Annotated in this window: 14 protein-coding genes; 3 read left to right on the top strand and 11 right to left on the bottom strand. The window is 65.3% G+C overall.

From position 1 onward, the window contains the following. Positions 1-5: 5 nt before the first annotated feature. From ACQP2U_RS08800 to ligD, 9 genes are all read right to left on the bottom strand, one after another. A complete protein-coding gene (locus tag ACQP2U_RS08800; RefSeq protein WP_433714209.1) occupies positions 6-473 on the bottom strand; it encodes a hypothetical protein in 468 nt (155 codons plus the stop codon). Positions 474-547: 74 nt separating this feature from the next. Further along, complete coding sequence (locus ACQP2U_RS08805; protein ID WP_433714210.1) at positions 548-1,291, bottom strand: SDR family NAD(P)-dependent oxidoreductase; 744 nt, start codon at positions 1,289-1,291, stop codon at positions 548-550. 456 nt (positions 1,292-1,747) lie between these two features. Continuing rightward, positions 1,748-2,518: a MerR family transcriptional regulator gene (locus ACQP2U_RS08810; protein WP_397039220.1), complete on the bottom strand. Its 771-nt coding sequence runs from the start codon at positions 2,516-2,518 to the stop codon at positions 1,748-1,750. Between the two features lie 94 nt (positions 2,519-2,612). Then, on the bottom strand, positions 2,613-4,124 hold the full coding sequence (locus tag ACQP2U_RS08815) for a flavin-containing monooxygenase (protein WP_433714211.1): 1,512 nt from the start codon (positions 4,122-4,124) through the stop codon (positions 2,613-2,615). Continuing rightward, positions 4,121-5,047: a ferritin-like domain-containing protein gene (locus ACQP2U_RS08820; protein WP_433714212.1), complete on the bottom strand. Its 927-nt coding sequence runs from the start codon at positions 5,045-5,047 to the stop codon at positions 4,121-4,123. Before ACQP2U_RS08820 ends, ACQP2U_RS08815 begins: the two co-directional genes overlap by 4 nt. A 2-nt stretch (positions 5,048-5,049) precedes the next feature. After that, a complete protein-coding gene (locus tag ACQP2U_RS08825) occupies positions 5,050-6,024 on the bottom strand; it encodes an SDR family NAD(P)-dependent oxidoreductase (RefSeq protein WP_433714213.1) in 975 nt (324 codons plus the stop codon). A 1-nt stretch (position 6,025) separates the two neighbouring features. After that, the gene (locus ACQP2U_RS08830; RefSeq protein WP_433714214.1) at positions 6,026-7,012 is read right to left on the bottom strand and encodes an alpha/beta hydrolase; all 987 of its coding nucleotides are present in this window, start codon (positions 7,010-7,012) and stop codon (positions 6,026-6,028) included. Positions 7,013-7,386: 374 nt separating this feature from the next. Next, on the bottom strand, positions 7,387-8,343 hold the full coding sequence (locus ACQP2U_RS08835) for a D-isomer specific 2-hydroxyacid dehydrogenase family protein (RefSeq protein WP_433714215.1): 957 nt from the start codon (positions 8,341-8,343) through the stop codon (positions 7,387-7,389). 122 nt (positions 8,344-8,465) lie between these two features. Beyond that, positions 8,466-9,422 (bottom strand): non-homologous end-joining DNA ligase, encoded by a 957-nt coding sequence (gene ligD / locus ACQP2U_RS08840; RefSeq protein ID WP_433714216.1) that lies wholly within the window; start codon positions 9,420-9,422, stop codon positions 8,466-8,468. Positions 9,423-9,584: 162 nt separating this feature from the next. On the opposite strand from ligD, the gene ACQP2U_RS08845 reads away from it, so the two are divergent. Continuing rightward, positions 9,585-10,166, top strand: a complete 582-nt coding sequence (locus ACQP2U_RS08845; protein WP_433714217.1) for a hydrolase — start codon at positions 9,585-9,587, stop codon at positions 10,164-10,166. 71 nt (positions 10,167-10,237) lie between these two features. Further along, positions 10,238-10,447, top strand: a complete 210-nt coding sequence (locus tag ACQP2U_RS08850) for a hypothetical protein (protein WP_397039242.1) — start codon at positions 10,238-10,240, stop codon at positions 10,445-10,447. A gap of 28 nt (positions 10,448-10,475) precedes the next feature. Here ACQP2U_RS08850 and ACQP2U_RS08855 read toward each other — a convergent pair whose 3' ends face one another. Further along, a complete protein-coding gene (locus ACQP2U_RS08855; protein WP_433714218.1) occupies positions 10,476-10,634 on the bottom strand; it encodes a hypothetical protein in 159 nt (52 codons plus the stop codon). Between the two features lie 206 nt (positions 10,635-10,840). Further along, positions 10,841-13,015, bottom strand: coding sequence for a RecQ family ATP-dependent DNA helicase (locus tag ACQP2U_RS08860; RefSeq protein ID WP_433716408.1), 2,175 nt, complete (start codon positions 13,013-13,015; stop codon positions 10,841-10,843). A 282-nt stretch (positions 13,016-13,297) separates the two neighbouring features. On the opposite strand from ACQP2U_RS08860, the gene ACQP2U_RS08865 reads away from it, so the two are divergent. Then, the gene (locus tag ACQP2U_RS08865; protein ID WP_433714219.1) at positions 13,298-13,780 is read left to right on the top strand and encodes a hypothetical protein; all 483 of its coding nucleotides are present in this window, start codon (positions 13,298-13,300) and stop codon (positions 13,778-13,780) included. Positions 13,781-13,805 lie beyond the last annotated feature (25 nt).

The following is a 13,805-nucleotide window of genomic DNA, read 5'->3' on the forward strand; positions in this document are numbered from 1 at the left end:
AGAGTTCAGCCGATCGGCAAGCAGGCTGACCCGAGATCGACGCCTGTACCGACACGCAGGACAACCGAGCCCTCCGACTCCGGCGTGTAATTGCCACCCACATACTTTGCCCGCACCGTGTGATTGCCGGTCGTCGCGGGCTTCCAATCGATGTGCGCGGTCAACGAGGGACCGTTGGACGGCGTTGCCTTGTTCACCGTCGGTGTGACACTGCCGAGAAACGTTGCGTCATCCCAGAACTCCACCGGCGGAATGTAATTCCCGAGCCCGAGCGCGGAACTCCCTGCCACAGTCGCCTTCACCTGCGCCGTGCATCCGGTGGCCGCCTGCCCGGATAGCGTCACCGTGGTGGTGACATCCCCGGGTGCGCCGGCGGCGGCGCCGGAGGTCAGCAACGACCCGCCTCCCAATGCGACGACTGCGGCGAGAACCGCGAACCCGGACGAGATACGACGAACAGCTGTGATGGCCATGTTGGCTCCTGCACTCGCGAAACTCGGACCGAACCAGTGTCGACAGAGTCGCGCGCGACCGCAAGATCCAAGAATCAGAGGAAGCTACCCCCGCCGTTGACAGCTACCGTTTGCCCGGTGAGGAAACCGTTGCCGATCATCATGAGGACCGCATGACCGATCTCGTCGGGTGTGCCGATGCGGCCAACGGGCAGACGGTCTGCGACCCCCGATTCCTTCAGTGGCGCAGCCATTTCCGTGTCGATGAGTCCAGGTGCGACAGCATTGACCGTGATCCCGTCCGCGGCAAGGCGTGCGGCGTAGCCACGCGTCAGCCCCTCCAGACCCGCTTTGGACGCGTTGTAATGCACACCGATGGAGCCCGCACCGCGAGCCGCCACGGACGAGACGTTCACAATCCGTCCCCAGCCTCGCTCGCGCATCCCGGGGACTACTGCCTGGGTGCACAGGAACGCCGACTTCAAATTGACCGCCAGCGTCTGGTCGAAGTCCTCTTCGGTGATGTCGTCCACCCCGCGGATCGTGGCGATACCCGCGTTGTTCACCAGCACGTCGATGGGGCCGAGCTCGGACCCGACCTGCGCGGCCATCGCCTCCACCTCCGCCCGCACGGCAACGTCCGCCCGCACGGCGATCGCTCTGCCCCCGGCCCGTTCGATATCGGCAACCGTTGCGGCTGCCTCGTCCTGTCGATTGCGATAGTTGACGGCAACCGCCGCCCCAGCGCGGGCAAGTGCCTGCGCGATGCCTCGACCGATGCCTCGGGATCCGCCGGTGACCAGAGCGACATGGTTGGCGAGTGCGATGCGTTCGTCCATGACAGCGAACGTAATCCTTGGAGTGCGCTCCAGGTCAAGGGGTCGTGTCCGGAAACATGATGCGCTGCCACGTGCGCCCAGGAACGTGTAGAAGTCGTACACCCGGAGCGGGGCGGGAGGTCGTGCGACAGCTGGCAAGAACGCGGATCCGAAGTAACGGTTGTGTTGCCATGGGCTGATACAGCGTTGATTCCGCCGGAAATGGGAATCCTTGGTGACACGTCCCGTGAGCGGAATGAGGTGCCACATGAACACAGTGGTATGCGGCGACTGCTGGCGTCGCGAAAACTTGACGTTCGCACAGCGGCTGGACCCGGCGTTCATCCGGCCCGGATTAGCCTATCTTTGCCCGGAGCACCGTGCCTGTCGAGCCGAAACGCTCGGTCGGCCCGAGGCCGGACAATCGGCGGCGTGAATCCCCGAAATCAACGTGCTCCCAGCGAATTTCGCTGGCGGTCAAGGCACGTCGGGCAATGAACCGGTACGTCCGCGTTCGCGCTCCGCGGCGGTGGCGAGGTAATCGCCCAACTCGCGCCGCAGCGTGACATCGAGCGACCGGGCCAGGGTGGCGTGCACCGAGGCGACGGCCAGCTCGCGCATTTTGTTGAGCATCGTTGTGGTGTCGGCGATTTCGCTGCTGGTCTCGGGCATCCAGCCCGGCCCGTGTTCGTCGACGATGTGCTGTTTGGCGGCCGTGATCATGATGTGGGTGATGTCATCGATATGGTCGGCCACTTTGGCATAGATCTCGATGAGCGTGCGCAGTTCCAGGCCGTATTCGTGCAATTCGGCGAATGAGGTGAGCAGTGCGGTATCAGTGAAGGCGACGGTATCGCCCTCGATTCGCACCAGCTTCATCTGCGCGAGCCGGTCGACGAGTTCGTCGGTATCGGTGCCGAGAATCGTCCCGATCAGTTCGCGGGGCACCTCGAAGGTTTCGTCCTTGGCCCAGGTGGCCGTCACCGCGTGTTGTAGACCGAGCACCTCGGTGAGGTCCTTGCCGGTTTCCCAGCTGGTGATGAAATCGGCGATATGGGCGGTGGTGAAGCCGCGCTGCAATAGTGCGTCGATGAGTCGCAGTCGCTCCAGATGCGAATCGTCGTAGATGCTGGCGCGCCCGTCTTTGCCGATCGGGGGCGGTAGCAGCCCCCGTTCCTGGTAGGCGCGCACATTCCGGCTCGTGGTGCCCGCGGCGCGGGCGAGATCATCGATCCGGTACTCCGGCACCGATATCACCTCCCATAGCGACTAGGGCCTGCTGCACCGGCGGCCGAAATACGGTCGAGGCGAGTCTAACGTCCCGGTCACCGGTGCCTGTCACCTAGGAAACCGCCGCGATCCGCGACTTCGTCGTGCACGCGGCGGGTATGACGTGGTAGTCATCGAGGTTCACCGTTCGCAGCTGGCCCACGTATTGGGTGGCGAAACCCGGATACATGGTCGCATTGAAACCGTCCTCGGTGAGATACCAACTGCGGCAACCGGAATTCCAGGTGGTGCTGCCGAGGCGCCGCTGGATCGCCGCGTTGTAGCGGTCCTGCCGGTCCCGGCGCACATCGAGCATGCGCAGATTCCGGTCCAGGATGGTGCCGATCGCGCTGACCAGATAGTCGATCTGGGCTTCCATGTACACCAGCGCCGAATTGTGTCCCGGCCCCGAATTCGGCCCGAAGGTGAAGAACAGATTCGGGTAGCCGGATACCGCGATGCTCTTGTAGGCATAGGCGCCGCGGCGCCACTCCTCGGCGAGTACCCGCCCGTCACGGCCGACGACCGGGATGGGCGTGCCGGTCTTGGAGACATCGAATCCGGTGGCGAAGACGATGCAATCGGCTTGGTGCTCGATACCTTCCGCGGTCCGGATGCCGTGTTCGGCGATGCGGGCGATCGGCCAGGTGATCAGTGTGCAATTCTCGCGCTGCAGCGCCGGATAGTAATCGTCGGTCATCAGCAGGCGCTTGCATCCGGCGCGGAAGTCCGGGGTGAGCTGGCGGCGCAGCCACGGATCCTTGACCTGCCTGCGCAGTTGAGCCCGTCCGACCAGTTCGACCACCCTGGTCAGCGGGGTATTCCAGACCACACCGAGCGCGACGGATTCATGTCCGTAGAACCAGGCCGAGCGCGAGAGGGACTCGGCGGCGGGCACCCTGCGGTAGAGCTGTTTGGTCAGCGGGGTGGTGCGCCGATTGACCCGGGGCAGTACCCATCCCGGTGTCCGCTGGAACACCTTGACCGAGGCCGCCTTCTCCACGAGTTCTGGAATGATCTGCACCGCACTGGCTCCGGTACCGATGACCGCGACCTTCTTACCGGTGAAGTCGTAGTCGTGATCCCAACGGGCACTGTGAATCTTGTGCCCTCGGTAGTCCTCGACGCCGGGGATGTTCGGCAGACTCACATTCGCCAAGGGGCCGGAGGCCAACACCACCGCTCTGGCGCGGATGACCTCCGCGCGGTCTTCGATCGTGATGTTCCAGGCTCCGGTGTCCTCGTCGAGCACGATCCCGGTGACGTTGTGACCGAAGCGAAAGTGCTTGTGCAGTCCGAACTCCGCGGCCATCGACTCGATATAGCCGAGAATTTCCCTACTGCCCGAGTAGGTGTGCGACCAATTCGGGTTCGGTGCGAAACTGTAGGAGTACAGCCGCGACGGAATATCGCACGCCGCACCGGGATAGGTGTTGTCGCGCCAGGTTCCGCCGATCGCGGTGCCGCGTTCGAAGATCGCGAAATCACCGATTCCCTTTTGTTTCAGGCGAATCGCGGCGCCGATACCGGCGAATCCGCCGCCGATAATGGCGACATCCAACGTCTTCATGGCTTCCTTCGTCATGCCGCTGGCTCGTAGGTGAGTTCCTTGGACCAGGTCGGCTGCGGGCGCAGCAGCCGCTTCGGCACTCGCGCGGTGATCTTGACGAGTGCGTCGGCCAGCAGGTGATAGGGGTGACCGCGGTTGATCACCCAGCCGCCGTGCATCTTGACGATCTGATACATCGGCAGTCTGCGCGCGAATTCACTGCGCTCGCCGACATTCGCGTAGCGCTTCAGCGCCGCGTACAACTTCTCCTCGTCGACGCCCATTTCGACGATGTTGTCGCGCATCTTGTTCAGTAGCGGCACGTAGCTCAGCACGCCGATGATGAATGTCGGCTTGGCCCACCCGCCGACCAGATCGATGAGCAGCTTGCGCATCTGTGCGTGCCCGAGCAGATCCATTACCGCGAAATCCACGGCTAGATGCCGGGATTCGTCGGCATTGATCTTCTTGAAGGCCTCCTGGCAGATCGGATCCTCGATCTCGTCCATGATGAACTTGATCAGCGCGCCGTCCAGCGCCACCTCCAGCATCGGAATCACCGTGCCGAGGAAGGACAGCGACATATCGTCGGAGTACTGGTCCAGGAAGTCGATGACCAGCTTGACGTTGACATTCGGCTGCGGAATTTCGTCACCGTCGAGCATGCCCCAGCGCCGCATCAGCGCGAGTTCGGCATTGGCGTGCTTCTGCTCCTCGGCATGAAAGTAGCGGTAGATCTCGCGCAGCGTTTCGGTCGGCGCCTTCTTCGCCATGGCGGCGAAGCCGCGGGCACCGACATTCTCGATCCACATCAGATCGGCCATGAACGGTTTGAGTTTGGCGTGTAAATCCGGCGGAATCGTTTCCGCGCCGGGCGCATCCCAGTCGATATCGGCCAGCGCCCACTGCCGGTCCTTGATCTTGCGGAGCATATCGTCGAAATCCATAGTGTTGGCCATGATCAGACTCCCGTCTTGTCGGAGACCGAGGAGCGGTCCGTGGTGATCGGGTTCTCCTGTGGCAGTAGCCGATCCAGGAGCCCGAGGGCGTAGGTGTACTGGGCGGGGAAGTAGCGCTTGAGCCGCCAGATGAGGTGCGCGTCCAGTTGCGGCAGTACATACAGTTGGCCGCGGTCGTGAGCGTCGAGGGTGGTACGCGCGACGCTGTCGGGGGAGAATCCGGTCAGGCGCATGAGGGTGTCGGCCAATCGGGCCGATTGCGGTGTAATGCGGCCGTCGCGAGCCACATTGGTCTTGACGAAGGTCGGACACAGGACCGTTACGGCGACTCCGGTGCCGCTCATCTCGGCGGCCATGGTCTCCGAAAGCGACAGCACCGCGGCCTTGGACGCGTTGTAGACCGCCATTGATGGTGCGGCGGCGAAGGCAGCCGCCGAGGCGACATTGATGATCCCGCCGCTGTGGTGATGGGGGCGGGGCCCTGCGTGGTTACGCGAGCTACCGCCTCCTGGCCCGTCACTCCCGCCACCGCAGGCGGCGCGCAGTTGCGGTGCGAAGATCTCGCATCCTTGCACCACACCCCACAGGTTGATGCCGAGCGCCCACTCCCAGTCGTCGAATCCGATTTCGCCGACCGGCTTTCCGCCGATGCCGACACCGGCATTGTTGACCAACAGCGTGACCGGACGTTCGAAGAGCGATTCGGCAAAGCGCGCAAGGACTTCCACGTCTTCACGCTGCGAAACATCGCAGCGGAAGGCATGCGCGGCGCCGGGATGATTGCGCTCGATGAGGGCGACGGTCTCATCGGCGCGGGACTCATCGATATCGGCGCAGATCACCTGTCCGCCCCGCTCGGCGATTTCGAGTGCGAACGCTCGGCCGATGCCACTGCCCGCACCGGTCACCACCGCGCGGGCGCCATGGCTGCGCCGCGGTCGGATCCCGATCGGAATGAGTCTTTCCAGTCCGAACATGTCAGCTCACCTTCTTAGCGACGGTCTGGGAAACCAATGCGGTACGCAGGAATTCGGCGGCCCGATCCAGGGCCTTATCCGCCTCGGGCACCAGCAGCGGCAGCGCCTGGAAGACGTGCACCTGGCCCGGCCAGATCTCGACCGTGCAGTCGCTGCCCGCGTCGCGCACCATCGCGTGCAGATGTCGAGCGTCGGCAGTGAGCATTTCCGCGCCGCCCGCCTGGATCAGCAGCGGCGGCATGGTCATACCCGGCGGAACGCGGAGCCGCAGGCGCGGTGCGTCGGTGGGCAGGCCGCGGGTGTAGGCATAAGGAAGTCGGCTGGCGGCGCGGGCGGAGATGACCGGATCTCGTTGCCGCTGTTCCTGTTCGGCAGCCAAACCGAAGGTGAGATCGATCAGCGGGGAGAACATCGCGACGGCCGCGGGTTGCGGCCGGGTGTGGCAGTCGTTCTCGATCAGCAGATCCAGCGCCAGATGCCCACCCGCCGAATCGCAGGCGATCACCAGGTCTTGTGCGGTGAACCCCCGGTCGAGCAGCCAGCGGTATCCAGCCTCGACATCGTCGGCGGCGGCCGGAAACCGATGCTCCGGCGCGAGCCGGTAGTCGGTGAGGAAGACCGGCAGTCCGGTCTTCCTGGACAGTTGTGCGGCAAGGCCGCGATGGGTGCGAGCCGAGCAGAGGACGTAGCCGCTGCCGTGGATGTAATAGATGGCGCGCTGTCCGAAATCCACGCCGGGTGCGCGGACCCATTCGCCGCGGACGGCTCCGGACCGGATCTGGACGACGGATGTGCCACGCGGCGTCGGACCCGCCGTGGCCATGATCGTCGCGATCAGCTTGCGTGCGAACCAGACTCCCGGTGCGTTCATGGGTACCGCATTGTTCAGCGGCCGCAGTCCGATCTCGCATGCCGCGGCAGTGAGTCTGGACCGTGCCGAGGGCACCGTCGGAATGCCGGGGACCGAGGTCCTCGTTGACCTTGTCATGAGCTAAGAGTCAGGCATGAATGTGCCAGTTGTCAATGGCACATTTGCAGCAGTCAGTTTCGGTGTATGGCCGTTGCCTCCTGAAACTCCACATGAAGGGCGCACTGGGGGCATGACGTTTCGCCCCGCACCGTTGCGGCAGCGAGCTGGGATCAGCGGGGCCGGAATCCCGTTCACGAACGTGTTCAAGGGCAGACCGATCCCGAACGGCTATGGTCGAGACCGATCAGCCGTCGGCATCGTACGCGGGTAAGGAGTCGGCCGAGAACTTCGAGGCTTCCACCCGCACGTCATCGCCCAGTTGGACGATCCGGGGTGCGGCTCACCAGTGCTCGTCGCCGGAGCCGACACCGGTCCGCTCCGGTCCCGAGTGGTCAGTAACCCCGCTCGGTATCGATCGGCGCGAGCAGAGCGCGTCCGGCGGTGAAGCGCTGCACATTCGCCCCCACATGGTCCGCGAAAGCCGCGAGCCGCAGCTGCGGCGGATTCGAATCATGCGGTGTGACAATGGCATTCGGCAGTACCCAGAGCGGGTGGCCGTCCGGCAGCGGTTCGGGATCGGTGACATCGAGACCCGCGCCGCCGATCGCACCGGAGGCAAGTGCGCCCACCAGCGCGTCGGTATCGATGAGACTACCGCGCGCCACATTGATCACCCACGACGACGGCTTCAACCGGGCCAGTTCCTCGGCGCCGACCAGGTGTTTCGTCTCGGGCGTCGCGGGTGCGGCGATCACTACGTGATCAGTGCGCGGCCAGATGCGGGCGAGCTGGTCGGCCGGAAGAGTCTCGACGGTGTCCGGAATCCCTGGGCCGGTTACCGGGCGGCCGGAGCGGTTGATGGCGATGATGTGCGCGCCGAGCGGAACGAGCATGGGAATCAGGGCGCGCCCGATCCCGCCCGCACCGACAATGGTCACCGTCTTGCCATGCAGTGTGCCGACGTGTGGGAAGAAATCGTGCTGTCGCCAACTGCCAGCCCGCAGATGTTCCGGCAGATATCGGACCCCGGCGAGCAGCAGCATCAGCGCGTGCTCGGCCACGCTCGCCGCGAAAGCGCCTGCGGCGGAAGTGAATCGAACCTCCGGATGCCGAGCGAGAATGCCCGCGGTGAACCAGTCCTCGACGCCGGCCGCGGGCAGCTGCACCCATTCGATGGACGCTGGCAACTCGTCCGGGAATTCACCGGGCCCGCCCGCCCAGATCAATGCTCTGGCCTGGGTCAGATCCGCGACGGTCGCGCCACCCTCGACGACGGCTTTGCGCAGCAGCGTCGGGACGGGCGTCGTCGGCCCGATCGCGACCGGAACTGGAACCTCCGCGGCGCACATAACGACCTCCTGTCGCGGGCAAAACCACTGGCACGGCGCCTGCGGCTGACTCCTTAGCGAACCGTAACACCCGGTGCCCGTCCGTCCCGCGCACCCCGATCTCGCGCAGGGATATGTCTGTGTCAGTCCTCGTCGAGGTCGACGTCCAGATTGTCGCGATCGGCCCACTCCAGCAGTTGGTCGATGCGAAACACCGCCTCGTCGATGCCCTCGTGCAGATCGCCGAATTCGGCGAAGCGGGCGGGGACCGTTTTCATGGTGAAGTCGCGCGGGTCGACGTCGGGTATTTCATCCCAGCCGATGGGCGTGGAGACCGTCGCCTCCGGGACACCGCGGACCGAATAGGCGGCGGCGATGGTGTGGTCGCGGGCGTTCTGGTTGTAGTCGACGAACAGCATTTTCGGATCGCGGTCCTTGCGCCACCAGGTGGTGGTCACATCGTCGGGTGCGCGGCGCTCGACCTCCTGTGCGAAGGCCAGTGCCGCCCGGCGCACGTCGGTGAAACCCCACTCCGGGGCGATGCGTACATACATGTGTAAACCCTTGCCGCCGGAGGTTTTCGGCCAGCCGACCGCGCCCAACTCGTCGAGCACCTCATGCGCGACGCCCGCGACTCGCTGCACCCGTGACCACGGGCAATCCGGCATCGGATCCAGATCGATGCGCCATTCGTCGGGTCGCTCGGTGTCATCGCGGCGCGAGTTCCACGGATGGAACTCGACCGTGGACATCTGCACCGCCCAGATGACATCGGCCAACTCGGCCACGCAGAGTTCGTCCGCATGTCGGCCGTAGCGCGGAAAGAAGACGCGCACCGTGGGAATCCAGTCCGGCGCGCCGGCGGGCAGCCGCTTCTGATGCACCTTGTCACCCGCGAGCCCCTTGGGGAACCGATGCAACATGCACGGCCGGTCCCGCAGCGCGCGGACGATGCCGTCTCCGACACTCAGGTAGTACTGCACCAGGTCGAGCTTGGTCGCACCGGACTCCGGGAAATAGATCCGGTCCGGGTTGGAGATGCGGACGGTGCGATCGCCGACATCGAGTTCGACAGCGGGTGACGCGGACTTACTGGCCACCTGTCCGACGATAACGGCTCGGTGGTTCCGGCGCGGGTATCCCGAGATTCGCGGGTAAATCGAGGCTGGCCGTAGCGGATCGCACGTGGCACGCTTGCGGGCGGTATACCGAGGCGTAGCGGCGCACCATCCTCAACGTAATTCAGCTCAGAAGGGTTGCCCATGCCGGTTACCACGCTCGACGAACGCACGGCCCTGGTCGTCATCGACCTTCAGCACGGCATCGTTTCCGCACCGCGCCAACCGCATTCGGCCGCCGCGGTGGTCGAGAATTCCGCCGCACTCGCTCACGCGTTCCGAGAGCACGATTTGTCGGTCGTACTCGTTCGCGTTTCGTTCGCGCCCGATGGTGCTGATCAAGCGAAGGGGCGAAACGAATTTCCGTTTCCTGGCGCACGTCCGCCCGAAGGCTGGGACCGGATCGTGGACGAGATCACCGGCCATCCGGAGGATATCCACGTCACCAAGCGCAATTGGGGCGCGTTCTACGGCACCGACCTCGATCTGCAACTGCGCCGACGCGGCATAACTCAGATCGTGCTCGCCGGAATCGCCACCAGCATCGGCGTCGAATCCACCGCCCGCGCCGCCCACGAACACGGCTATCACGTCACCCTGGCCACCGACGCCATGACCGACTCCGATGCCGAGGCTCACCAGCACAGCATCAGCAAGATCTTCCCGCGCCTCGGCGAAACCGGCAGCACCGCCGAGATCATCGAATTGCTCGCCGCGACTCGCTGACCCGCGGCTTCGCGGCTTCGCCGGTTGTGAACACCGATGCCATCCGGGGCGAGGGGGCGCACACTGGCGAGATGATGACCAAGCTGATGCAGGCGATTCGTCGACTATTCGGTCGGGGTGCGGTGCCCGCGGGTGGTGGCCCGGGTCCGGGGGAGCCCGGCGGCGGCGCCGCGGGCGTCCGCGAGCCGCGCAGGCCGATACCGCCGGACGACCGACTGAGCGACACCAAGCGCATCGAGCCGGACCCGCCGACGCTTCGGCTGCCGGACGCGCGTCAATAGGGCGCGTCCGGTGAGCACCGACGCAGGCTCAGTCGGGCCGGCGCAGTTCCGGCATAGGTGGTAGCTCGATGGTGTCGGCCATCGGGTCGATGCGCTGGTTGTCCAAGGATTCGAAGAATGCCTCGGCGGAGCCGTACCGCGCTTTGACCTCTTCTAGCAGCCTTTTTGCGGGCAGGTTCGAGTACATGGACATATCGTGACCGACGATTCCGGTCCGAAACGTGAGTTAGCTATATATTTGCCATTTTGTTAATTGTGGAGCGGTAAACGGCAGCGGCTTCGCCAAGGTCTTCAGTGACCGAGGGCGCGGGGCAGATCCGCGCGAGATCACACACCGCTGGTAATCCGGTGCTTTCAACACCAACCACAGAGCGGAAAATATCGGACGTGAGTCTAGGTCTGCGTGGCCAGTGCGAACGGCAGCACCGCTGGGGCGCCCGCGTTGCGCAGCGCATGAGCGGCCACAGTCAACGTCCAGCCGGTATCGGCGAGCGCGTCGACGAGCAGGATCGGACCGTCCAGCGAACCGAGATCCGGAATCAGCCAGGAGTCGAACAATCCGGCCACGCGATGGGCCGAGTTCGCCGCGGAGACCGGCGGCCGATCCGGACGCAGTTGCAGGGTACCGAGGTCACGCAGTCGGCCGACCTCGGCGAGGCGGGCGGCGAGGCTGGCGGTGAGCACCGGGTATCGCTGCGATTCCAGGGCCATCACCGCGGTCGGGCGGGTCGTCCAATTCCATTCGCGCAGCACCGCGATACAGGCGTCGAAGACCGCATCCGCAACCGGATCATCGGGGGCGTCCAGCAGCGCGCGCAGGCGCTGACCCCAGCCGAGATCGGTGAGGCGACCGAGCGCACGTCCGGTCTCGGCACCGTTGGTGATCTTGCCGGACAACGGAATTCCGAGTTTGGCCATTCCGGTTGGCCACTGCTTGCGCGGGGTGAGATCGAGGCCTGGACGGTCTAGTCGGGCGCGAGTCGCGGCAATGGCCGAGGAATCGATGGTGGTATCGAGATAGGTGCCGGTGCAGTTGTCGCAGCGGCCGCAGCCGGGGGCGTTGGCCTCGAGCGCGGGCAAGCCGGGATCATCGAGTTGGCGGCGCAGGAACTGCATCCGGCAACCGGTGGTGCGCTGATAGTCGATCATCGCCTGCTGTTCGACCTCGCGGGCCGCGGCGAGACGTTCATAGCGTTCGGTGTCATAGACCCACGGCTGTCCGGTGGCGATCCAGCCGCCGCGGACCCGCCGCACCGCACCGTCCACATCGAGCACCTTGAGCACCATTTCCAGTCGCGAGCGGTTCAGCTCCACCAAGGGCTCCAGCGCGACGGTGGATATGGCCCGGTCGAAATCCAGTGCGTCGAGCACCGAGCGCACGATGTGCTCGCGCGGAAAAGCCACGGAGGCGAAGTAACTCCAGATCCTGGTGTCCTCCGGCCCCGGCAGCAGCACCACTTCGGCACGCTCGGTGCCGCGCCCGGCGCGACCCACCTGCTGGTAGTAGGCGATGGGGGAGGACGGTGCGCCGACGTGCACGACGAAACCAAGATCGGGTTTGTCGAACCCCATGCCGAGCGCCGAGGTCGCGATGAGCGCCTTCACCTCGTTGTTCAGCAGCGCCGCCTCCAGCGCCTCGCGTTCGGCGGTATCGGTCTGTCCCGTATAGGCGGCGACATTGTGCCCGTGCGAGTTCAGCACATCGGCGAGATCGTGCGCGGCGGCGACGGTGAGGGTGTAGACGATGCCGGAACCGGTCAGCTTGTCGAGGTGTCCGCTGAGCCAGGCGGTGCGCTCGACCGCGTCGTCGAAGCGCACCACCGACAGGTGCAGTGATTCGCGATCCAGCGTGCCGCGCAGCACTAGCGGGGGCGGCAGGCCGACGGAGTCGGCGGGGTGGGTGGACGCAGTATCCGTCCCGATCTGGGTGGCGACATCGGTGACCACTCGATCGTTGGCGGTCGCGGTAGTGGCCAGCACCGGCACATCGGAGCCGAGATCAGCGATCAGGGTGCGGATGCGGCGGTAATCGGGCCGGAAGTCATGACCCCAATCCGAGACGCAGTGCGCCTCGTCGATCACGACCAGTCCGGCGTCGGCAGCGAGTTTGGGCAATACCTGATCGCGGAAGTCGGGATTGTTCAGCCGCTCCGGACTGACCAGCAGCACATCCACCGCCCCCGCGGCCACCCGATCGTGGATCTCATCCCACTCGGTGACATTGCCGGAGTTGATGGTCGCCGCGATGACCCCCGCCCGTTCTGCGGCCGCGACCTGGTTACGCATGAGCGCCAGCAGCGGCGACACGATGACCGTCGGCCCGCGCCCCGCCCGCCGCAGCAACTTGGCCGCGATGAAATACACCGCCGACTTACCCCAACCGGTGCGCTGCACCACCAGCGCCCGGCGGCGCTGCACGATCAGCGCCTCGATCGCCGTCCACTGGTCCTCACGCAGTTTCGACTGCGGTCCGGCCAGGTCGCGCAGCAGCTCCTCGGCCCGTTCCCGCAGGTCGGGTGCGGTGAGGTCGATCGCTGAAGTACCGGCCGCGGTGGTCATGGGCTCCATCGTGCCTGATGCCACCGACATCGACAGCAACGGCCGTGCCGCGCGGCATCCGTTCGACGAAAGGCTCTCCCGGTAGACCTCCAGCGCCGCCAAATCGGCGCACCGCACGGATGCGCGACGAAACCGTTCCGACGTCGCGGCGAAACGCCCGTGATAGCCGTGGGCATACAGCTCACCGGTGACACCTGCGGGCAACGCGGCCGAAAAGGCGAAATATCGCTGGGCAACGGGCAATCGGGTGAGACGATTGCTCCGCACCGTGGGACCCCGCAGGAGGTAGCGATGACCAACTACGATCCGCCGCCGGGTTGGTCTCCGCCCGGCGCCCAATTCCGCAGTACCGGTGGATTCGGGCGCACCGTTTTCGGCATTCTGGTCGGCCTGGTGGTGACGCCGGTCGGGATCGGACTCGCCGCGCACGCGGCGCTGGATACCCGGCAGTGGGTCATCCTCGGGTCCGCGGCGAATCGGGCCGGATCGACATTCCAGATCGTCGGCGGAGCGCTGTTGCTACTCCTGGTGGCGGCCCTCGCCGCGTACTCACCGGCCGGCACGGTGCTGGCCGGACTGGTCTGGGGTGTGGTTCCGGGGTTCGTGTATTTCCTGTTCCCGGATGACACCTGGCGATTCATTCACGACGACCTACCGCTGTTGTCCGATGAGATGCGACAAGCGCTGATCACCTGGGTGACCAGCGGTTTCCCCTTCATCCTCGGCGTACTGCTACTCGGTGCGGGCGTCGCGGGCACGATGCGGCGGCGCTGACTACGTACATGCCGAATTACGGTGG

Source organism: Nocardia sp. CA-084685 (genome assembly GCF_050955785.1).
GTDB lineage: Bacteria > Actinomycetota > Actinomycetes > Mycobacteriales > Mycobacteriaceae > Nocardia.